This window comes from Zobellia galactanivorans (genome assembly GCF_000973105.1).
In the GTDB taxonomy this organism is placed as follows: Bacteria; Bacteroidota; Bacteroidia; order Flavobacteriales; family Flavobacteriaceae; genus Zobellia; species Zobellia galactanivorans.
The window spans coordinates 5,294,656-5,316,341 of record NC_015844.1 but is presented as its reverse complement, the minus strand read 5'-3'; the positions used below and the strand labels follow the sequence as shown (position 1 = coordinate 5,316,341).

General features: G+C 41.6%; 21 protein-coding genes and 1 pseudogene. 9 read left to right on the top strand and 13 right to left on the bottom strand.

The genetic code is table 11. From position 1 onward, the window contains the following. Positions 1-5: 5 nt before the first annotated feature. From ZOBGAL_RS21695 to nhaC, 6 genes are all read right to left on the bottom strand, one after another. A complete protein-coding gene (locus ZOBGAL_RS21695) occupies positions 6-374 on the bottom strand; it encodes a diacylglycerol kinase (protein WP_013995935.1) in 369 nt (122 codons plus the stop codon). Further along, positions 367-873: a thiol peroxidase gene (tpx, locus tag ZOBGAL_RS21690; protein WP_013995934.1), complete on the bottom strand. Its 507-nt coding sequence runs from the start codon at positions 871-873 to the stop codon at positions 367-369. Before tpx ends, ZOBGAL_RS21695 begins: the two co-directional genes overlap by 8 nt. A 189-nt stretch (positions 874-1,062) precedes the next feature. Continuing rightward, the gene (locus tag ZOBGAL_RS21685) at positions 1,063-1,320 is read right to left on the bottom strand and encodes a DUF6952 family protein (RefSeq protein ID WP_013995933.1); all 258 of its coding nucleotides are present in this window, start codon (positions 1,318-1,320) and stop codon (positions 1,063-1,065) included. Continuing rightward, positions 1,301-1,615, bottom strand: coding sequence for a thioredoxin family protein (locus ZOBGAL_RS21680; RefSeq protein WP_013995932.1), 315 nt, complete (start codon positions 1,613-1,615; stop codon positions 1,301-1,303). The genes ZOBGAL_RS21685 and ZOBGAL_RS21680 overlap by 20 nt, the downstream gene beginning before the upstream one ends. Positions 1,616-1,719: 104 nt before the next feature. Further along, positions 1,720-2,364: a peroxiredoxin gene (locus ZOBGAL_RS21675; RefSeq protein WP_013995931.1), complete on the bottom strand. Its 645-nt coding sequence runs from the start codon at positions 2,362-2,364 to the stop codon at positions 1,720-1,722. Positions 2,365-2,613: 249 nt separating this feature from the next. Continuing rightward, a complete protein-coding gene (gene nhaC / locus ZOBGAL_RS21670) occupies positions 2,614-4,092 on the bottom strand; it encodes a Na+/H+ antiporter NhaC (RefSeq protein ID WP_013995930.1) in 1,479 nt (492 codons plus the stop codon). Between the two features lie 131 nt (positions 4,093-4,223). On the opposite strand from nhaC, the gene lpdA reads away from it, so the two are divergent. Continuing rightward, a complete protein-coding gene (lpdA, locus tag ZOBGAL_RS21665; protein ID WP_013995929.1) occupies positions 4,224-5,630 on the top strand; it encodes a dihydrolipoyl dehydrogenase in 1,407 nt (468 codons plus the stop codon). Between the two features lie 83 nt (positions 5,631-5,713). On the opposite strand, the gene ZOBGAL_RS21660 is transcribed toward lpdA, so the two are convergent. Further along, entirely contained in the window at positions 5,714-6,898 is a 1,185-nt protein-coding gene (locus ZOBGAL_RS21660; protein WP_013995928.1) for a heparan-alpha-glucosaminide N-acetyltransferase domain-containing protein, read from the bottom strand. Positions 6,899-7,119: 221 nt separating this feature from the next. Between ZOBGAL_RS21660 and ZOBGAL_RS21655 the strand changes: the two genes are divergently transcribed. From ZOBGAL_RS21655 to ZOBGAL_RS21620, 8 genes and pseudogenes are all read left to right on the top strand, one after another. Beyond that, positions 7,120-7,653, top strand: a complete 534-nt coding sequence (locus tag ZOBGAL_RS21655; protein WP_013995926.1) for an NADPH-dependent FMN reductase — start codon at positions 7,120-7,122, stop codon at positions 7,651-7,653. Between the two features lie 10 nt (positions 7,654-7,663). Continuing rightward, entirely contained in the window at positions 7,664-8,962 is a 1,299-nt protein-coding gene (locus ZOBGAL_RS21650) for an anthranilate synthase component I family protein (protein WP_013995925.1), read from the top strand. A 61-nt stretch (positions 8,963-9,023) separates the two neighbouring features. After that, complete coding sequence (gene tilS / locus ZOBGAL_RS21645; protein ID WP_013995924.1) at positions 9,024-10,331, top strand: tRNA lysidine(34) synthetase TilS; 1,308 nt, start codon at positions 9,024-9,026, stop codon at positions 10,329-10,331. After that, positions 10,328-12,295: a protein-disulfide reductase DsbD family protein gene (locus ZOBGAL_RS21640; RefSeq protein ID WP_013995923.1), complete on the top strand. Its 1,968-nt coding sequence runs from the start codon at positions 10,328-10,330 to the stop codon at positions 12,293-12,295. The genes tilS and ZOBGAL_RS21640 overlap by 4 nt, the downstream gene beginning before the upstream one ends. Positions 12,296-12,760: 465 nt before the next feature. Continuing rightward, positions 12,761-15,160, top strand: a complete 2,400-nt coding sequence (locus ZOBGAL_RS21635; protein ID WP_013995922.1) for a penicillin acylase family protein — start codon at positions 12,761-12,763, stop codon at positions 15,158-15,160. Between the two features lie 51 nt (positions 15,161-15,211). After that, a pseudogene (locus ZOBGAL_RS21630) lies at positions 15,212-16,051 on the top strand (YifB family Mg chelatase-like AAA ATPase); the annotation flags it as partial. Between the two features lie 57 nt (positions 16,052-16,108). After that, a complete protein-coding gene (locus tag ZOBGAL_RS22975; protein WP_013995920.1) occupies positions 16,109-16,819 on the top strand; it encodes an SOS response-associated peptidase in 711 nt (236 codons plus the stop codon). A 35-nt stretch (positions 16,820-16,854) separates the two neighbouring features. Beyond that, positions 16,855-17,121, top strand: coding sequence for a hypothetical protein (locus ZOBGAL_RS21620; protein ID WP_013995919.1), 267 nt, complete (start codon positions 16,855-16,857; stop codon positions 17,119-17,121). Between the two features lie 167 nt (positions 17,122-17,288). Here the strand turns inward: ZOBGAL_RS21620 and ZOBGAL_RS21615 are convergent, their stop codons facing one another. The 6 genes from ZOBGAL_RS21615 to ZOBGAL_RS21590 all read right to left on the bottom strand — a co-directional run bounded on the left by ZOBGAL_RS21615 (position 17,289) and on the right by ZOBGAL_RS21590 (position 21,683). Next, positions 17,289-17,822, bottom strand: coding sequence for a hypothetical protein (locus ZOBGAL_RS21615; RefSeq protein ID WP_013995917.1), 534 nt, complete (start codon positions 17,820-17,822; stop codon positions 17,289-17,291). Beyond that, positions 17,819-18,331, bottom strand: a complete 513-nt coding sequence (locus ZOBGAL_RS21610; RefSeq protein ID WP_013995916.1) for a hypothetical protein — start codon at positions 18,329-18,331, stop codon at positions 17,819-17,821. The genes ZOBGAL_RS21615 and ZOBGAL_RS21610 overlap by 4 nt, the downstream gene beginning before the upstream one ends. Next, positions 18,328-19,191: a DUF6371 domain-containing protein gene (locus ZOBGAL_RS21605; protein WP_013995915.1), complete on the bottom strand. Its 864-nt coding sequence runs from the start codon at positions 19,189-19,191 to the stop codon at positions 18,328-18,330. Before ZOBGAL_RS21605 ends, ZOBGAL_RS21610 begins: the two co-directional genes overlap by 4 nt. Beyond that, the gene (locus ZOBGAL_RS21600) at positions 19,176-20,642 is read right to left on the bottom strand and encodes a hypothetical protein (RefSeq protein WP_013995914.1); all 1,467 of its coding nucleotides are present in this window, start codon (positions 20,640-20,642) and stop codon (positions 19,176-19,178) included. Before ZOBGAL_RS21600 ends, ZOBGAL_RS21605 begins: the two co-directional genes overlap by 16 nt. Beyond that, complete coding sequence (locus tag ZOBGAL_RS21595; RefSeq protein ID WP_013995913.1) at positions 20,642-20,929, bottom strand: hypothetical protein; 288 nt, start codon at positions 20,927-20,929, stop codon at positions 20,642-20,644. The genes ZOBGAL_RS21600 and ZOBGAL_RS21595 overlap by 1 nt, the downstream gene beginning before the upstream one ends. A 160-nt stretch (positions 20,930-21,089) precedes the next feature. After that, the gene (locus tag ZOBGAL_RS21590) at positions 21,090-21,683 is read right to left on the bottom strand and encodes a recombinase family protein (RefSeq protein ID WP_013995912.1); all 594 of its coding nucleotides are present in this window, start codon (positions 21,681-21,683) and stop codon (positions 21,090-21,092) included. Between the last annotated feature and the right edge of the window lie 3 nt (positions 21,684-21,686).

The following is a 21,686-nucleotide window of genomic DNA, read 5'->3' as shown; positions in this document are numbered from 1 at the left end:
GAGCGCTAGAATATTTTCGGTATGTAAATAATACAGCCTATGACAATGGCCCCAATGGAGACCAGCATTACTGCTCCTGCAGAGATGTCTTTTATAAAACCTATTCTTTTGTCAAAATCGGGATGGATGAAGTCGCATATTTTTTCTATTGCGGTATTGGCTCCTTCAATTCCGACGACCAATGAGACCGCAAAGATTTGAAACATCCATTCCGTAGGGGATATGTTGAAGTAAAATCCGGCAATGGTAACGGCAATGGCCAAGCATACCTGGATTTTAATACTTGCTTCGGTACGAATCAAAAGAAGGGCCCCACGTAAAGCGAAGCCCACACTTTTTATTCGGTTTACAACAAACGACTCTTCCTTAGGCATCTGCTAAAGCTTCAAGGGCCGCTTTATAATTCGGTTCATCTACGGTTTCACCGACCTGTTCGGTATAGATAACCTTACCCGATTCGTCGATCACCACTACAGATCTTGAGTGTAGTGGGGCCAATGGGCCGTCTGAAAACGTAAGTCCGTACGCCTGGCCAAAGCTGCCATCGCGAAAATCGGAGAGCATTATAACGTTGTCAATGCCTTCGGCACCACAAAAACGGGCTTGGGCAAACGGTAAATCTTTTGATATACATAGAACTACGGTATTCTCAAGTTCTGCCGCTTCTTGGTTGAACTGCCGTACAGATTGTGCACAAGTACCTGTGTCGACACTTGGGAATATGTTTAAAACCACCTTTTTGCCCGCAAAGTCGGAAAGTGATGCGGAAGAAAGGTCGTTTTTCGCCAAGGTGAAAACAGGGGCCTTACTTCCGGTTGCGGGAAGGTTTCCCAATGTGTGTATTTCGTTTCCTTTTAAGGTTACTGTAGCCATGATATGTTCTGTTTATATTGGGCGTGAAATTAAAAAAATAATAGCTAAATATAGAGGTGTACGAAAGAAATCTCCTTATAAAGAAGAAGAGGGGCAAAACAAAAAAGTGAAACAACTATTTCGATTCTCTTGAAAATCAAAGGTTGTTTCACTTTTTCGGTAAAATGTAAAGCTGTTTTTTTACTGGGTCTATTTGTCGATAGCCCCCATAACACGCTGCATAAATTCATTGAGCGCCTCTTTTTTTGGTTTGCCTTCCTTTATGCTTTTGTGCACTTCAATGGCTCCGTACATGTTCGATATCAACTCGCCGATCACATCTAGCTCTTCGTCTTTTAAAGAAGGTACCTCGGTCAAGGCCTCTAGTGTTTCGATGGTCTCGATAACAAAATCTTCGTCGTTCTCTTCGATAAAGTTTGTCAAATGCTTAATTACTGGCAACTTCACTGATCAATTCTTTTAGAACATCGTATTTGTTCGTTTGTACTTGGTTTTTTAACTCCCCATTGATAAAAGTAGCGAATGTAGGCAAGTTGTCAACGTTGGCCAGTTTTCGGCTTTCGGGAAATTTTTCCGCATCAGCGATTACAAACGTCAAATCTTCGTGAGACGCCGCCTCTTTTTTGAATTTAGGCTTCATGATACGGCAATTACCGCACCAGCCGGCAGAATATTGCACTACTACGTTCTTTTTCTCCGCAATGATATCTTGCAGATTGTCTTGTTCTAATTCTAGCACCATAATCCTAGGTTTTAAAATTCGTAAATGATTAGACTTGTAATAAAACCGCTTGTACCTGTATAAAGCTGATACAAGCGGTTTTCTTTAGGTTTGTAAGGCCTAGATTAATTGGAGTGTGTAGAAAGGTATTCGGCAACACCTTTTCTGTCGGCGGTCATTGCATCTTTACCTTCTTCCCAGTTTGCTGGGCAAACTTCACCTTTTTCCTGTACGTGGGTATAGGCATCGATAAGACGTAAATATTCGTTTACGTTTCGGCCCAAGGGCATGTGGTTGATTCCTTCGTGGAACACGGTACCTTCTTCGTCGATAAGGTAAGTGGCACGATAGGTTACGTTATCGCCTTCAACGGTAATAACACCTGTTTCTTCATCGTACTGCTCGTTGGTAATGTCAAGAATACCCAAGGTAGAGGCAAGGTTACGGTTGCTGTCTGCCAATAGCGGATAGGTAACGCCTTCGATACCACCGTTATCCTTACTTGTGCTCAACCAAGCAAAGTGCACTTCTGCAGTATCGCAAGAAGCACCGATTACCAAAGTGTTTCTTTTTTCGAACTCACCTAAAGCCGCTTGAAAAGCGTGCAATTCGGTGGGGCAAACAAATGTAAAGTCTTTAGGGTACCAGAAAAGAACAACTTTCTTGTTGTTTTTTTGAGCTTCCTCTAAAACGTTCAATTTGAATGTGTCGCCTAATTCGTTCATTGCGTTAACACTCAAGTTTGGAAATTTTTTACCTACAAAAGCCATAGTCAAATATTTTTTAGTTTCAATTTACTACAAAATTACAGGAATATTGCGGTGAAAAAAGCGGTAGGGCATCTAAAAAATCAATACTGTGATAGCTATTATGTATGCAGGGAAGGTGTTGTGTGTTTTGGTGGGATTGTGATAATATTAAATCCTAAAAATTAACGAATTGACAATAATATGGCATATATTTTTTCTTTTTGTTAATATTGAATTTGTAGGGAGGTCAAAGTTTTTCCGGAAAGTGGGTTATTTTGTAACCAGCTGTTTGATTTTGATATGGAAAGCGGCGAAAATCAAGGTTACAATGGGGCTTAACCAATTGAATACGGCGAATAGGGCGTATTCTGCCGTACCTACCCCTAAAACACCACTGTGATAAGCACCACAAGTGTTCCAAGGGATCAATACGGAAGTTACCGTACCGGAATCTTCAAGGGTTCGGCTCAGGTTTTCGGGAGCCAAATTTTTGTCGGCATAGGCCTTGCTGAACATTTTTCCGGGAACCACGATAGCGAGATATTGATCGGACGCGGTAATATTCAGGGCTAAACAGCTTCCTACCGTACTGGCGAACAGTCCGAAGGTCGTTTTGGCCATATCCAAAAGTGATTTTGTAATACGGTCGAGGGCGCCTATGCCGTCCATTATCCCTCCAAAAACCATAGCGCATACAATCAGCCATATCGTGCCGAGCATACCTGCCATTCCTTTTGCGGAAAACAAGTCTTTCAGGGTTTCGTTATCGGTCGGAACCGAAGTTTCAACGGTAATGGCGTTCATAACGCCTTTGTAGCCCGACTTGATGGTTAATTCTTTGGCTCCGGTAATGCCGGCTACAACTTCGGGTTGAAAAATCAAGGCGAAAAGGGCACCCAAAAGTGTGCCGATCAAAAGGGCGGCAAGTGGCGGTGTTTTTTTTACGATCAATACGACTACTATGATCGGGACCAAGAAGAGCCATGGACTAATATTGAACGATGAGTCGATGGAGGTCAAGATCGAATCGATATCGGCAGACCCTGTGGTTTCGGCGGTAAGCCCTAAAATAATAAAGAAGATCAAGGTTACGCTTATGGTGGGTACCGTAGTATATAACATGTATTTGATGTGTTCAAAGAGTTCCCCTCCTGCCATGGCCGGGGCCAGGTTGGTAGTGTCGCTCAAAGGCGAGAGTTTGTCTCCGAAATAGGCGCCTGATAGTACCGCACCTGCGGTCATACCCAAGGAAATGCCGAGCGCGTCCCCAATGCCGATCAGGGCAATACCTACGGTGGCCGAAGTGGTCCAGCTGCTTCCGGTGGCGACCGATATTATGGCACATATTACTACGCAGGCCGCTAAAAATATAGTGGGGTTTAAAATCTGGAGTCCGTAATAGATCATGGCGGGAATGATACCGCTTATTAACCATGAGCCGGCCAAGGCCCCTACCATGAGTAGAATGAGAAGGGCTCCGCTAGTAGACTTGAGGTTTTCGGCGACCTCTGCCATCATTTGTTTGTAAGAGACCTTGTTGAATATCCCTACGACGGCGGCTACGGCGCCACCAAGCAAGAGTATAAACTGATTGGAACCGCTTAGGGCATCGTCTCCGTAAACGTAAACGTTGTAAGCTAGCATTGCAACAAGGGCAAGGACAGGGGTTAAGGCTTCCCAGATGTTCAATTCCTTATTTTTTACGATGTTTTCGTTTTCCCTGTGCTCCCCAGAATTTTGTTCTGTCATTAATTACGGTTTAGCTATGAGGTAATATTACGATTTTGGAGTCGTTTGTGCAACTTTTGTATTAATCGTCAAAGGATACCTCAAACCGGAAAATAGTGTTAATTTTGTATTTCAAACACAAAGAAAATTTTATGAGTTCATACGATGTGGCCATTATTGGCTCAGGACCAGGAGGGTATGTTGCTGCCATTCGTTGTGCGCAGTTGGGCATGAAAACCGCAATTATCGAAAAATATAGCACATTGGGCGGTACTTGCTTGAATGTTGGCTGTATACCGTCAAAAGCTTTGTTAGATTCTTCGCACCATTACGAAGATGCGATAAAGCATTTTGAAGAGCACGGTATCGATATACCGGGTGAGATAAAAGTTAACCTTGGGCAGATGATCGCAAGAAAGGCCGCTGTGGTAAAGCAGACTTGTGACGGTGTGAAGTTCTTGATGGACAAAAACAAAATCGATGTTTTTGAAGGATTCGGAAGCTTTAAGGACGCTTCACATATAAATATCAAAAAAAATGATGGTAGTACGGAAACTATCGAGGCCAAGAACACCATCATAGCCACAGGAAGCAAACCTTCTACACTTCCTTTTATCAAAATAGATAAAGAACGTATCATAACCTCTACGGAGGCTTTGGAGTTGAAGGAAATACCGAAACACTTAATCGTTATCGGTGGTGGGGTGATAGGCTTGGAACTTGGTCAAGTGTATAAGCGTTTGGGTGCCGAAGTTACCGTAGTGGAATATATGGATCGTATTATTCCGACCATGGATGCGGGACTTTCAAAAGAGCTTACCAAGGTTTTGAAAAAACAAAAAGTAAAACTCAATGTATCCCATAAAGTAAAATCGGTAGAAAGAAAAGGCGATGAGATTATCGTTAAAGCCGATGATAAAAAAGGACAGGAAGTAGAGTTGAAAGGCGATTATTGTCTGGTGTCGGTAGGGCGTAGGCCATATACCGATGGACTGAACGCAGAAGCTGCCGGGGTTAAAATCGATGAGCGCGGAAAAATTGAAGTAAACGACCACTTGCAAACCAGTACCCCTAATATTTACGCCATTGGCGATGTGATCAAAGGTGCGATGTTGGCACATAAGGCCGAAGAGGAAGGAACCTTTGTTGCCGAACAATTGTCGGGACAAAAACCACATATCGATTACAATCTAATACCTGGTGTGGTCTATACTTGGCCTGAAGTTGCTTCTGTAGGAAAAACGGAAGAGCAGTTGAAGGAAGCTGGTGTGGCGTATAAAACAGGACAATTTCCAATGCGTGCCTTGGGACGTTCCCGAGCCAGTATGGATTTGGACGGATTTGTAAAAATCCTGGCCGATAAGGAAACCGATGAAGTTTTAGGTGTACATATGATCGGGGCACGTGCTGCCGATTTGATTGCCGAAGCGGTTACGGCCATGGAGTTTAGGGCGTCTGCGGAAGATATCTCTAGAATGAGCCATGCGCATCCGACATTTGCGGAAGCCGTAAAAGAAGCGGCCCTTGCCGCTACCGATAACCGTGCCTTGCACGTTTAAATCTTGGTTTAATATTAAAAAAGCCCCGGGTGAAAGTTCATCCGGGGCTTTTTTATGTCTTTTTTTAAGAGAATATATCAGGGTTAGTTTTTTGCCAAACCGACCCGTCTAAGTAATCTAAAGAATAGGGTTTTAGCTGTCTGGAATCCACTGGTCGCCAATACTTCGCCCTTTACCAGGGCAAACCTTACCGATGTGGCTATTTTGAGCCGTATCACCTCTTTATTGTCTTCGTAGCGAAGTGCGGTAAAGGTGCATATGACCATAAAGCACAAGGCTCCTGAAATCGCTACGGCAGGTGTGAGCGAATGGTGGAAAAACCGGTAGAGTCCCACTCCTGTAAAACTTCCGTAAAGGATAATAAAGTGAACGATGTATACCGATAAGGTGCTTTGTCCGATTTTGAGTAGGGTGCTGTTTTTAAGTATTCCGCGTATAAGCATAAAAATGCTAAAAACAACCAGGACATTACCGAGTCGTATGAATAAGTAATTATTAAAATAGATATCGGCAAACAGTTGTAAACCCGTTGTTTGCGAAAGTAACAAAAATAACTTCGATGAATACGAAACAAGGGCCATGCCCACGGCGGCAAAAAGCGGTATGGTTACAAAATAGAGGTATTTAAAATCTTTGAACTTGGTAAAGATAATCGATAGAAACGAACCGAAAACGGCATAACCAAACCAAGGTATGATGGTAAAAACGGAGCCGTTGTTCTTGGTTAAATAGTTGGCGAAGGCATCGGGTAGAAAGGAGAAGCCCCACGTTTTGTAAGTCGGTTCAAAAAGGAATAGCGTAAGGGTGATTCCTAGCAATACCGTTGGAAAGACAAATTTCTTTCTGTTCTGGGTAAGTAGGTATATACCTATAATCCCTAATAAGGAAAGACCGATACAATGCAATACGTCTACCAAATAAAACGAATCGTAAATCTTGCCTTGTAGAAGGCCAAAAAGGTTCATTCGCAGTAAATAGCCTATAAATAGGAGTTCGAGACCTCTTTTGACCCCTTTCTTGACCCTAGGGTTTTGGAGTCCGGTTTTGTCTCCCTTGATGAGAAGGAAGGTGAATATAAAGCCTGAAACGGTAAAGAATACCGGAGCGGTTATGCCTCTGAAATATTTCCAGATATTAAAAGCGACATTTGAAGTGTCCCTAAACATAGGGTCTAGCAAACCATCAATAAAATGCCCTTGTAGCATCATTAGAATGGCCCATGCCCGCATAGCGTCTATAAAATAGAGTCTTTTTGTCTTTTTGTCCACGTTAAAACAATTTCACTAACACCTAAAACCTTCATTATAACTCAGAACTTCCGTTTTTAGTACAGTCGTTCTTTTTCGATATTTCTGGTCAAGCAAAAATCTTTGATCTATATACTTGTAAAACAAGGGGTTTGGATGTTTTCGCAGCAAAATTAGATAAAATACTCGCAATTCAGTCGTATTTGCCATAATTTCGCCAAAACACCTTTTATTTAAAAAATATGGCTCAAATATTAGCATTCGCGGGAAGCAATTCCTCTAAATCTATTAATTACGAATTGGTAAAGTATACGGCATCACTTATAAAAGACCATGAGGTGCAGTTGTTGAACATGGTGAACTTTCCTTTTCCGATGTTCAGTGAAGATTATGAAAGGGAGAACGGTTACTCGAATTCCTTAGTAGAGCTTAAGGAAGACTTGGTGAAGGCGGATGGGGTAATTATCTCGGTGAATGAGCACAATAGCGGTCCATCGGCGTACTTTAAGAACCTCACTGACTGGTTATCTCGGGTCGAACGCAAGTTTTTGGAAGATACCCCGGTTTTTTTGATGGCTACTTCCAATGGAAAAAGAGGGGGGATGGGCGCCTTGGAAATTACCCAAAATGTGTTGCCGCGTTTCGGGGCCGAAGTTGTCGCAAGCTTCTCTTTGCCATCGTTTGGGGAAACCTTTAATAAGGGAGAAGGTATTGTTTCCGCTGATTTGGCAAAAGCACATCGCGAGGCTTTAAACCAATTTTTGGGTAAACTATAAAACCATTCGTTTGCGAACCAATAGCTCGTTTGTCGTTTCCGATATCGAAAGTTTTAAGGAAGGGCTGTTGCTGTGGGCCCAACAATATGACGATGTCCTTTGGTTAGACGGCAACGGGCACAAAAACCGTTATGGGTCTTTTGATGCGCTATTGGCGGTAGATGCCCTTACTTTGCTTCAAACCGATAGTGAGGAGGCTTTTGAAAAGCTCAAGGAATACCAGGTTTTGACCAATGACTATATTTTTGGCTACCTCTCTTATGATCTTAAGAATGATGTTGAGCGTTTGTTTTCCAAAAATGCGGATCATTTGCATTTTCCCGAGCTGTATTTCTTCCAGCCTAAAAAAATCATAAAGATTATAGGGGATACTGTGAGTTTCGACTACCTCAGGATGGTCGATGATGAGATCCAATCGGATTTCAAAGCTATTTCCGGGGGTGATACTTTCAATGTTGGGGAAGGCTCCGCAACTAAGAACATACGCATTAAACTGCGTATTTTTAAGGATGAATACTTCCGTCAGGTACAGCAAATGTTGGCCCACATCCATAGGGGGGACATCTATGAGGCCAACTTTTGTCAAGAGTTTTATGCCGAAGACACAAAAATACATCCTTATAGAACCTATCAAAGGCTAAATGCTATATCTAAGGCGCCGTTTGCGGCCTTTTTAAAGATGTACGATAAGTTCTTATTGTCGGCCTCGCCGGAACGCTATCTACGTAAGGAGGGCGATAAAATCATTTCCCAGCCGATCAAGGGTACGGCCAAGCGTTCGCAACAAGATTCGGCCGATGCCAAATTGGTCAGTGCGCTTCAAAACGACCCTAAAGAACGGGCCGAAAACATTATGATCGTAGATTTGGTCCGCAATGACCTCTCGAAGCACGCTATTAAGGGAAGTGTCCAAGTTGAAGAGTTGTGTGAGGTATACACTTTTGAACAGGTGCATCAAATGATATCTACCGTGGTGGCCGAGGTGGCCCCTGGGGCGAATCCCGTAGATTTGGTAAAAGGGACCTTTCCCATGGGGAGTATGACCGGGGCGCCAAAAGTCTCGGCCATGAAAATAATCGAGGAGCTAGAGGCTTTTAAGAGGGGCTTGTACAGCGGGGCCGTAGGGTATTTTACCCCCGATGGCGATTTCGATTTTAATGTGGTGATCCGAAGTATATTGTACAATGCATCGGAGGAGTATGTTTCGTATTCGGTAGGAGGGGCGATAACTGCAAAAGCCGTGGCGGAAAAGGAGTACGAGGAATGCCTTTTAAAGGCGAAGGCCATGCGTGAGGTTTTGGAGAGTTGAAGTCAGCTTTCATAAAGCGTTTACATTAAAAAAGATTCTAATTGTTGCTTACCTTTGAACCGTGTTGGAAGAGTTTAAAAAACATATAGAAGATCAATTTACGGAGTTGGTCGATGACCGCTTTTTATTGGCGTGCTCGGGGGGTGTTGACAGTGTGGCTCTTTTGCACCTGTGCGCACGATTGGATCTTGATTTTGCCGTGGCCCATTGCAATTTTAACCTGAGGGGAGCTGAAAGTGATGCCGATGAAGGTTTGGTAAGGGATTTGGCTAAAAAGCACAAGGTAAAAATATACGTAAACCGCTTTGATACAAAATCTTACTCGACTCAAAATAAAGTATCTATTCAGGTAGCGGCCCGGGAGCTTCGGTATCGCTGGTTTTCTGAAATTATGGATAGGGAAGGTATAAAAACCTTGGTGACGGCCCATCACGCCGATGACAGTTTGGAAACTTTTTTGATCAATCTTTCCCGGGGAACGGGTATAGATGGTTTGACCGGAATACCCGTAAAATCCCATAATCTTTCACGGCCTTTATTGCATTTTACAAGGGAGTGGATCTTGTCTTATGCCCGAGCGGAAAATTTGGTCTGGCGAGAAGATGCCAGTAATGCCGATACCAAGTATTTAAGAAATAAGATCAGGCATGAAATCGTACCGGCCCTAAAGGAATTGAACCCTGCCTTTTTGGCGAATTTCCAGAAAACGCAGAATTACCTTTCCCAGACAGCCCTTGTTTTGGAACATCATATTTCCGATTTAAAATCACAATGTTTTGAGGAAACTGCTGGTGTAACACGTATTTCTGTAGCAAAGTTATTGCAGCTGAAACCTGTTTCGACCTATTTATACCTGCTTTTTAAGCCCTATGGTTTTACGGAGTGGAACGATGTCGAAAACCTTCTATCGGCTATGAGCGGAAAGCAAATACAGTCAAAAGATTATCGTTTGGTAAAGGATCGGGATTATCTTCTATTGGTGGCCAAGGAAGCGCCCGATGTTAACGAATACCATATCGATGAAGGGGATACTGTGGTAAGTGAACCTGTTTCCTTGAAAATTGAAAAGGTAGGCGAATATGTTAAGTCTGATCTAAATACACTTTACATAGATAAAAAAGCGTTAAAGTATCCGTTAACGATAAGGAAATGGAAAAAAGGCGACTACTTTTATCCCTTGGGAATGACGGGCAAAAAAAAGCTGTCGAAGTATTTTAAGGACGAAAAAGTAGATGTGGTTTCGAAAGAGGCGCAATGGCTTTTGTGTTCGGGCGATGCTATCGTTTGGGTTATCGGACGTAGGGCCGATGAACGTTTTAAAGTATCGGAACACACCAGTGATATTATAAAGATTACATTAAAGCAATGAAACATATAATTGTATTTATCTCCCTGTTTTTTAGTTTTTTGTCTTTGTTCGGCCAAGATGACGACAACCCTGTAAAGTGGTCGCAAGAGGTGCGCAAGATCAATGATACGGACTATGAGCTTGTTCTTAAGGGCGATATCTACGAGGGGTGGCATATTTATTCGCAATTTACTTCCGAAGGCGGTTCCTTACCGAGTGAGTTTACCTATAAAAAAGCCGGCGAGACCTATGAACTTTTAGGGGAAACGACCGAAAGTGAAACGGTGGTGGAATATAGTGATATTTTTGAAGTCGATGAGACTTTCTTTAAGGGAAGCGCCATTTTTACCCAGAAAATAAGATTACTCGACCCTAGTGTCAACCAAATCGATATTAATTTCTTTTACCAAATCTGTAAAGAGGTATGTATACCTGTGGATGAGGATTTTAGTTTTGTTTTGGATGGAGGGGTTGCCGTAACGGAGAACAAAACGATAGATGAACGCAGTAAACAGCTTTCATCTGCGTTAAAACTCGATTTGAAGAATAAGGAAGCCTTAAAGGATGTCAAGGAAGATATAGGAACGGGGTCAAGTCTTTGGATGGTTTTTGGACTTGGGTTTCTCGGAGGCTTGATCGCATTGTTGACGCCCTGCGTTTTTCCTATGATTCCCCTTACGGTCTCATTTTTCACCAAGCACTCAAAACAAAAGTCGAAGGGAGTCGTAAATGCCTTGTTGTACGGCTTCTTTATCGTACTGATATACTTTTTGCTCAGTCTGCCCTTTCATGTTTTCGATTCGGTAGATTCGCAAATTCTCAATACCATCGCAACGAATATTTGGTTGAACATAGCCTTCTTTTTGATTTTCGTGTTCTTTTCCTTCTCCTTTTTTGGGTATTATGAGTTGACCTTGCCGAGCTCTTGGGCGAACAAGATGGATGCCGCATCTTCCAAAATTGGAGGGGTTATCGGTATTTTCTTTATGGCCGTTACCTTGGCTATTGTGTCTTTTTCATGTACGGGGCCTATTTTAGGGGGACTCTTGGGGAGTACGGTTTTGGAGGAAGGTGATGTGGCTATGAACCTTTCCGCCGGTATGACGGGATTTGGAGTGGCCCTGGCCTTGCCGTTTGCACTCTTTGCCCTTTTTCCTGCATGGTTGAATTCCTTGCCAAAATCTGGTGGGTGGATGACGACCGTAAAAGTGGTGTTGGGATTCTTGGAATTGGCCTTGGCCCTTAAATTTCTTTCCAATGCAGATTTGGTCGGCAATTGGGGGATTCTAAAACGGGAAATTTTCTTGGCGATTTGGGTGGTGTTGTACGTTTTGCTCACGCTCTACCTCTTCGGTATTTTTAGATTTCCGCACGACGGACCAAAAGCAAAACTCTCCATGGGCCGAAAGGCGGTAGGCTTGCTGAGTATGGGGGTTTCCATCTATATTTTATTGGGGCTCCTAGGGGTTTCCAACCTCAAGTTGTTGAGCGGTTTTCCTCCTCCTGCATTTTATAGTGTTTCGGAAACTGAAAGCGATTGCCCTTTGGGGATAAATTGTTTTAAGGATTTTGAAGAGGGCGTAGCTTATGCCAAGAAGGTAGATAAGCCCATACTGTTGGATTTTACGGGTTGGGCCTGTGTCAATTGCCGAAAGATGGAAGAGAATGTATGGAGCGAACCTGATATCTACTCTATTTTAAACGAAGACTATGTATTGATCTCCTTGTATGTTGATGATCGAAAAGAACTTCCCGAGACTGAAAAGTTCGATTTTCAATATGATAGTGGACGAATCAAACACATCGAAACCGTAGGGCAGAAGTGGGGTACTTTTCAAAGTGTCAATTTTAATGCGGCCTCGCAGCCCTTTTACGTGTTGATGACCCCTGACCTGGAAATCCTGAGCCATCCGGTGCAGTATACCGATTCGGAAACGTACCGTAAATGGCTCCAGTTCGGATTGGCTCGCTATAAGGAAAAATAAGAGCTTCCGTTTATTGCATGATCAGTGGGAAAATCCTTTTTCATTAGCGCCTTCGTCAACAATATGCTTTGATGGTTTGGTCTGGCCAATCTAAAAAAAAGGATTTGGGTATACATGTGACGGATAGATTCCCCTCAAGGATATTTTGTCGGAATTTTTTTATTCGTGCCTAATTTTTAAATTGTCGGCCAAAATCTTAATTTTTTAACAAGAAATGTTAAATTTAAAACAGTTATTGTAGGTATTGGCTGTATTTTTATTGATGGTTTGAAGGTTGATTTGACCACTCCGGTTTTGATGGCACTGCTATTTAGGAGGGTTTTGGCGCTTGATGTAGTTCCTCTGATTTTTCTTAATAGAGAAGGAATGTTCGGGTTGTCGCTAAAAACTCAATAACCCTTCGGCGATCAATTTTAAGCGCCTTGCAAATAATTCTTATATTTCCTTAAAAAAAATTGATCTTGAATGAAAATACTAAAACGGTTAGGAAAGGGGCTTCTTTTGATATTCGGCCTGCTGGCTGTGGTTCTGGGTCTATTCGCATGGCAGCTGACTCCAGATTATGATGGCGAAAAAACACTAAAACATTTAACGGAAAACGTACAGGTCTACTACGATACTTTTGGCATACCCCATATTTATGGGGAAAACGAGATGGATGCGTTCAGGGCACTGGGCTATGTACATGCCCAAGACCGTTTGTGGCAAATGGAATTGTTGCGGCGAATTGCCAGTGGTAGGTTGGCCGAGGTTTTCGGGGAGGAATTGGTAAAGACCGACAAATTCTTTTTGGCCCTTGGGGTTGATGATGTTTCCGTTAAAACGGTATCGGAGCTAAATCAAAATGAAATACCGGTTCAATTGTCCCAGGCCTACTTAGATGGGGTCAACGAATTTATAGCCGAAGGGGCTACCCCAATTGAATTTTATTTGACCGGAATAGATAAAGAACCTTTCGAGCTCAAGGATATTTACAATACTATGGGGTATATGGCCTTTAGTTTTGCCATGGCACATAAAACGGACCCTTTGTTGACCCAGATCAAGGATAGGTTGGGGTATGAATATATTAGGGATTTGCCGATCAATTCCGATTCCACTTCACTGCGAATTCAAAGTACTCCCCTTGCTGCTGCCGATTCCGTTAAGCGGAATGTTGTAGATGGGGTGATGGCTTCATTGGAAAAGCTTTCCATTCCACTGTTTGAAGGGAGTAATAGCTGGGTACTTTCTCCTGAAAAAACCAAGAACGGCAAGGTTATTTTTGCAAATGATCCACATATTGGCTTTTCCCAACCCTCCGTTTGGTACGAAGCCCATGTGAGCACACCTGCTTATGAAAAATACGGCTACCATTTGGCAGGGGTTCCTTTTCCCTTGTTGGGACACGACAGAACCTTGGCTTATGGTATGACCATGTTCGAGAACGATGATATTGATTTCTATTATGAGGAGTCACATGCTACGGATTACCTAAAGTATAGAAAAGGGAGTAGTTGGGGAAATTATGAAACGGTGCATAAGACCATCAAGGTAAAAGATGCCGAAGATGTGCAATTTTCCTATAAAAAAACACATCGCGGACCTATTCTGAACGGTTTGGCGGATCAAATAGCAGGAGATAGGCCGGTGTCTATGTGGTGGGTATACACCGAAGCGAAAAATAAGGTGTTAAATGCCCTTTATGGGATGTCGCATGCGCGCGACCGTACCGAATTTGAAAACAGCCTAAAGGATATTCATGCCCCGGGCCTCAATATTATGTATGGTGATGTAGAGGGGAATGTAGCTTGGTGGGCCTCGGCAAAACTGTACCACATACCCGATAGTGTAAATACCAAATTTATTTACGAGCCAAACCAAGGTTTGCCAACGCAAAAACAATATCTTGATTTCAGCAATAATCCCCATGCGATCAATCCCGAGTCGCGTTATGTCTATTCGGCCAATAATCAACCCGATTCCATAGGAGGAAGGTTGTATCCTGGTTATTACCTTCCGGAAAACCGGGCCAGGCGAATCGTTCAGTTGCTAGATGCTAAGAATGATTGGGATATGCAGTCGGTCAGTAAAATGATCAACGATGTAACCTCGCCGGTAAACATCGAAATAGTACGAAACCTTCTGGATAAGATCGATACGGAAGGCTTGAATGCCGAACAACTCGAAATCGTGGGGAAGCTTAAGGACTGGAAGGGGGATTACCCCTTAGATAGTATAGAGGCTACGGTGTATCACCGCTGGTTGTATTTGGTCTTACGCAATATTTTTCAAGATGAGCTGGGGAAGGCATTGTTCGATGCTATGCAAAATACCCATTTTTTAAAGCGGACCATAGCCCCGATTATAGCCAATGAACAATCTATTTGGTGGGATAATATCTCCACTGAGGTCCGTGAAACCCCGTCTGACATCATTACTTCGGCGTTTAGGCAGGCTTGGTTGGCCTTAAGTGTTTCATTGGGGCAGGATAGCTCAAAATGGGAGTGGCATCGGGTACACACCTTAGAGCATGCCCATCCCATAGGGCAGCTCGAATCCCTTAGGCCTTATTTCAATGTCGGACCCTTTCCGGTCAACGGAAGTCGCGAGGTTATTAACAATATGTATTTTCCCTACACCGAAGATGGAGTTTACAAGGTGAGTTCGGGGCCATCCACTAGGCGGGTTATCGATTTCTCCGATGTGGAGAATTCCATTAGTATTCTGCCCACCGGCCAAAGTGGAAATCCGTTTAGCCCTCATTACAAGGATCAGGCGGAAATGTATATCAAAGGGGAATTCCGAAAGATGATGATGAACAAGGAGGAAATCGTGAAGACGTCTGAATCATTACTCATATTTGAACCGGCCGATATGGATTGAGGGGAAGGATGTGATTTAATCGATAAATAGTTACTCGAAACAACCATAACAATGCTAACGAAAGTTTACGGAAGTTCGGTTTTTGGGGTTGATGCAACCACTATTACCGTCGAAGTCAACATAGATAAGGGGGTAGGTTACCACTTGGTAGGCCTTCCCGACAATGCCGTTAAAGAAAGTAATTACCGTATTGCCGCTGCCTTACTGAACAATGGGTATAAGATACCGGGCAAAAAAATCACCATAAATATGGCTCCGGCCGATTTAAGAAAGGAAGGTTCGGCTTATGACCTTACCTTGGCCATTGGTATTTTAACGGCCTCGAACCAAATAAAGTCCAATGACCTTGATAAGTATATCATTATGGGCGAACTATCGCTAGATGGTAGTCTGCAACCCATAAAGGGAGCTTTGCCCATTGCTATCAAGGCTAGGGAGGAAGGTTTTGAGGGATTTATTCTTCCCATGGAAAATGCCAAAGAGGCAGCTATAGAACCAGGATTAAAGGTGTATGGGGTTACCAATATCAGTGAGGTCATTTCCTTTTTTGATAAAGGTACGCCCTTGGAACAAATCATAGTAGATACCAAAGAGGAGTTTTATAAGGCCTTGGATTTTCCCGAATATGATTTTGCCGATGTCAAAGGGCAGGAAAGTATCAAGCGTTGCATGGAGATTGCCGCGGCTGGAGGCCATAATATCATTTTAATAGGTCCCCCGGGGGCCGGAAAGACCATGTTGGCCAAACGCTTACCGTCCATACTCCCGCCAATGACCTTACATGAGGCTTTGGAAACAACAAAGATCCATAGTGTTGTAGGGAAAATCAAGAATATGGGCCTGATGAGCCAACGTCCTTTCAGGAACCCGCACCACACGACTAGTGCTGTTATTGTATAGAATGAGGGGGAAACCGTAAAAATAAAAATTATTTCTTAATTTGTAGGTATGTGCTATTCTACAACATTAAGAAAACAAAGGGAGGAAATCGAACGTAATACCAGACGGCAATTCGCTATACCGTTGGAATACACTCCCTACTATCGGGCAAATGGATTTGCCCACCCTAATTTATACATCGTAAAAATGGATGAACCGGACATGATTTATCCGGCAATGTGGGGTTTGATTCCTGATTTTGGAAAGAAGGATATACAAGCTTTTCAAAAGAAATACAATACGCTTAACGCGAAATCCGAAACGGTCCTAACTTCCAACACTTATAAAAACTCGGCCGAAAACTATCGTTGTTTGATACTTGCGGACGGCTTTCATGAACCGCATCGTTTTAACAATGCTTCTTACCCTTATTTCTGCCATTATGATGATGATTCTTTATTCTGTTTTGCTGGCCTTTATACCGAATTGGATGATGATTTTTTTAGCTGTTCAATACTAACTATGCCGGCAAACGAACAATTTTCAAAAATTCATAATCAAAAGAAAAGACAACCCTTAATATTAGATGAAAGTTTTGAAACCGATTGGTTACGTCCTGATCTTACATCAAATGGCATTACAGAATTAATGAAAGTGGGTTTCACTACCAAAGAAATTGAGGCGTACCCAGTAACTAGGGATATATATAAGCGTGGTTTTGATGCCGACAACTTGCAATCAATAACTAAAATTGATTACCCAGAATTGAATATTCAATAAATGATATTTATGGAAATAATCCGTATTTTTGGATTATGTCCAAGCAAGTATTTAGAAACTACGATAAAAAGGCTATTCGGCAATTATTGGTCGAAATTGGCAAAGAAAGGTATGAGGAAGCAATAAAAGACGAAGGTTTAGAGGAAATTAGACCTTTGGGTTTAGAGGGTTTTTATGTGGAATGGGATAATCGTAGCTTAAATTTATATTATCGTTATCCAGGAGGTACGGTAAGGCATGTAATGAATGTTTTGGGGTATTGGGCTATACCAAAATACGGGTGGGAGTTGACGAGGTTTTAATTCTTCCATCTGCTTTTGTAGGCCTTATCGTTGACCCAATTACCAACTATAAAGACTACAACAAACAGAATCGCCGCTCCAACTATTTCGTACCAAGTCCAATCGCTGAAATCCATACTTAAAAATAATAAAAAAGCCCAGAAGAATTAACCTCTGGGCCTGTGATTTTAATCCGCGAAATAATATTCACTTATTGTCATTTGCGCTGAACCTTGAAACCTACAACCTCCGCCATTCCTATAGCGGGTATCCAAAGAATTATAGAACTTTTGGAACTCCTTCATTTTTAAGTAAATTTCAAGTCGTTCACCTTCGATATAATTTCCGCAGTCGTTAGCAATTTGTTCGGCAGCCTCTTTTGTAAAGATAAAACTACCATTCTTTAGTTTTACCAAGTCCCCATTTTCATCAGTTTCAAAAATACCTTTATCAATTGTTGCATCAGCAACTTTGACAAATGCGTCGTATTCGTCTTGAATATTAAAAGCCAATGCGGACATGCTTCTATTTGGGAAACCTGTTTTTTCATCCAAAAAAATGTTAAGTTCTTCAATTGTGGAGAAATTCGCCTTTAACGATTTGTTTATCGAATCTAAAGCTGTCTTTCGTGCTTGCCACTTTACGGCCTTGGCTTGTAGTTCACTTTCTAGTTTGACTTTCTTTGATGTGTTAATCCCTACTCTTATTCTCTTGTTTTTCATTTTTCGTTTGTTTTTAAAGTGTTAGAAATAAATGCTTTATAAATTTTTACTATTAATTCTGTTCGCCTGTGGTCAAATAAAATGGATGGGTCTTTTGTCGAATTGTATTTTGTCCAACCGTTCATTTCCGCCAAACTGTTTAATCTTGGATGTGCGGCATAATTGAAACCGAATTTTTTCAATAGTTCCCAAGCAAGATTAAATTCGTTTTCCCCATAGTATAGATAGAAGTCTGGGGTGTGTCGGTAAAGTTCTTCGTATCTAAATGCGATATGTTGCCATCCGAAGTCAACCCGATCCTGTCCCCAATGAACTATTTTAGTGCCTTTTCCAATGAGTTTGTCTATGTAATAAGCGTAATCGTCGATTGCGCTTAATTCCCCTTTTTCAGAGCCGTTAGAACAAAAGCTTTTAAGGTTTCCTTCATGGTATATATATAGACCGTAAATTGCGCCGGAATCCTTATCAAATGGCTCTCTAGCATAATGTACTATCGCTGTATCTTTCATAGTTTTTTCAATATTAAGTCTGCAAGGTCATCACCTTCTTTTACCTCGCTTTTCGTTTCTAAATAATCACTAACCGTTATCGATGCTGTGCCTTTTATTTTTGCAGCTTTCATTTTCCAAATGGCAAAAGCTTTTCCCTTATCAGGGTAAAGTATAAGTTTTCGCCCTTTTAGAAATGCGCACCTTTGAGGGGTTAACATTGTGAGGCAACCAGTTGCCAACCATATATAATCAGGTATGAAATAAGAACAAATCAAAGCTGTTTTTTCGCTTTCAACCAAGGCGATTGGCTTTTCATTTCCGGCAATTAGATGTGATCCAAAAAAACATTGTTCCAAGTTTAAATTAGGGTATCTGAATTTTTCAAAAGCCCATCTTTGCGCCCCTTTAATCTTCTTTCTTTTTCCGGTTTTGGGGTCGTAAAGCATCTCTTTAATTTGTCTGCATCGACCCTTTTCATCTATCTGGGGGAATGCGACAAATTTGCTGTGTTCAATAGATGTTCCAAGCCGATATTTCATTTTGACATGATTTAAACCATCAGTTCCAATACAACCCCGTAAGAAAGTGAAAAAATGGTTGTTACCTTCTAATTCTCTATTGATAACTTCTTGGATGTCGATATAATCTATTGGCTTTGGGGGTGTCGGTTTTATTACCTCTTTAGAAGTCCTTGTAGTACGTTTCGGCCGATTGTTATATCCGCATGATTCTTGGCGATCACAAGTGCCAAAGGTATCGGGATATACCTCGCCAGTTAACCGATTCATAAATAATGTCAAGGTCTTTTTTCCTCCGCATTTTGGACAGTCCTTTTTACTGTTCGGCGTGTACGGAACATAGATTATTTCGTACTGCATATCTTTATTTTTTTGACTTTAGCATGTTCAACAATGTCGATTGGTTTTTCTAGCAAATCGGCAACCTCATTTAATCGTTTTGAAAAGATGTTTTTACCCATAGGCTTTGACACATGCCTTGAACTTGAATAATCTATATAGACATCACTAAAAGGTAAATATTCGCCTTCCGTACTGTATTCGGCCAACCAGTCATAAAGATCCGCAGCCCCGTAAGCTTCAAGTACTCTTTTCTTTTTGGCAGAATGAGATTCACCTATTCGCGGAAACCCTTTACTTAAATACTGGGCAACGCAAATGAATAAATACGAATAGAATTTGTTCCAATCTTCGTCGTTCCAGTCCTTAAAAAACAAGTGGCCGTATTTATGAACTGGGGTATGTTCGGCATTAAAGTAAGGCGCAAATTCAACCAATCTAAGACGGCGATTTCCATGTCCAGTACTCATATCGATACTGTAATTAGTAGATGCCAGAATCTTTGGTGAATTTTCAAACTCGATAATTTCTACAGGTTTGTTTTTTCGGTTGACCTCAATTGAATCCGTAACCATGTTATACAGAATGGAATGATCAAACCCTTTTTTTAAGTCCGATAGAACTAGAATTTTGGTCTGATTAGTTACACCGCTCCAAGCAAAGGGGTCTTGGGGGGAAAATTGGCGCATGTCCTTGAACGTTGTATTAACAACGTAGGATAAAGCATTTGAAACCAACCCCTTACCCGCGCCCCCGCCTTTGCTCGAATCATCAACCGATTCGCCGAAGACTGTAAAAAATGCGTTCGATTGGTCTTTGTAATCGTGTAACAAATAACCAAGGGCATTGTTTAGGTTGTCGACTAATTCTTGAGTTCCGCCCGCAGCATGAAAAATAAAATCGGCCCAATCCGAACCATCCGGCTCAAGTAATTCAAAATCCCTGTCAATTATTTGTGATTTCCATATCACTCGATCGCCTAAAACATCATAGGAAACGGTTTTTACATCGTTCTTGACCACTTCGACAATACAGTTATTAAAGGGAAAATAAGCTGTGTCTTTTGTCGCTCTAAGCCAATTAAATTTCTTCGTAGGCAAGAACTCCAAAACTCCTTTAGCTCTAAATAGTCGCGCTTCATTGGCCATTATCATATTAAGAACGACATCTTTTGTTATGTCCTCGTCTATTACGTCAGGCATTTCCAAGATAGCGTCGCGTACAATATGCTTCAATTGGCCGATTTCAATTGGCGTGATAATTCCGTTTTTCTCTTGAACTAAAGAATTTGTAGCGTATTCAAAACAAACACCTAACGATTTGAGCCATTCAATAAAATCTACTTCATTTGGTAGAACGACAAATTTAGAAGGGTCTTTAGAATTTCGTTTTACCTTCCAAAATCTATGAACTTCAAGATTTGCCGCTTCAATGTGTAAGTCTGAAATTATTTTGGATAAACTGCTGTTCATTAGGCAATTTTTTTAGTTGTTATTCCTAATTTTTTAGCGAGTTTCAAAACTTCATCGTACCTATATAGGGCTACGCGACCCCTATAGACGGGGCTTAATTGGTTTTCCTTTAGATATTTCATTACCGATTGATAAGAGCGGTTAAGTAGAAATGAAATTTCTTTAGGACTTAATAATTCGGGTTGCGGTGGATTAAGAATACTTTCTAATTTTTCTTTTAACCCTTGTGTTAGTTCTATTGCTTGATTCTGTTTTTGCAGCAATAAATTAAATTGCGAATGATTCATAAAAAAGTGATTTTATAAACCCTTCACGGAATATGATTATATTTGAAGTGATTTGAACGTCCAAAAACAAATCGCAGTAATATAACCCGTAGTTCCGCTATGGGTTTTATTATTAATTCTGCGCAATTTTATATCCGTTTGACAAATGGATATTGTGTAACTATCGAATGTTATCGAATAGATGTTTTTTTACTTTCCTTACTGTATTTACCGAAACATCACAAAGCTTTGATGTATTGCGTAAACTATGGCCTTGCTTTAATCTTTTTACGACCTGTGGGTATTTGGATAGGAAAACTTCTTTATCTTCTTTAGAGCCTCTTAAACGGCCTTTATATTTGCCTTTGGCCTTAGCTATTGCAATGCCTTCGCGCTGTCTTTCTAACATCGTTTCGCGTTCCATTTCGGCGACGTTGGCCAGTACGGAAGTAATCAGTTTAAATACTTGATTAGGCTTGCCGTCTATTCGCGATTCAATACCAAGGTTTTCGATTTTGACCGTAACGCCCTTTTGATCTAGTTTGTCGAGCGTCTGCAAGATGTCTAAGGTATTGCGCCCTAATCGGTCTATTGCGTGGACCGTTAAGTATGTAACGTCCGAAGAATTTAAAAGGACCTTTCCTTGTGGCCGCTCATTAAATGGTATCGAGCCGCTGCAAATATCAATAAACAATGTTTCGTCGGCGTGTTTCTTGGATAGTTGGCGTTCTAGTTTTTGATCAGGTGTCGAAATTCTTACGTATCGTGCTTTCATAAA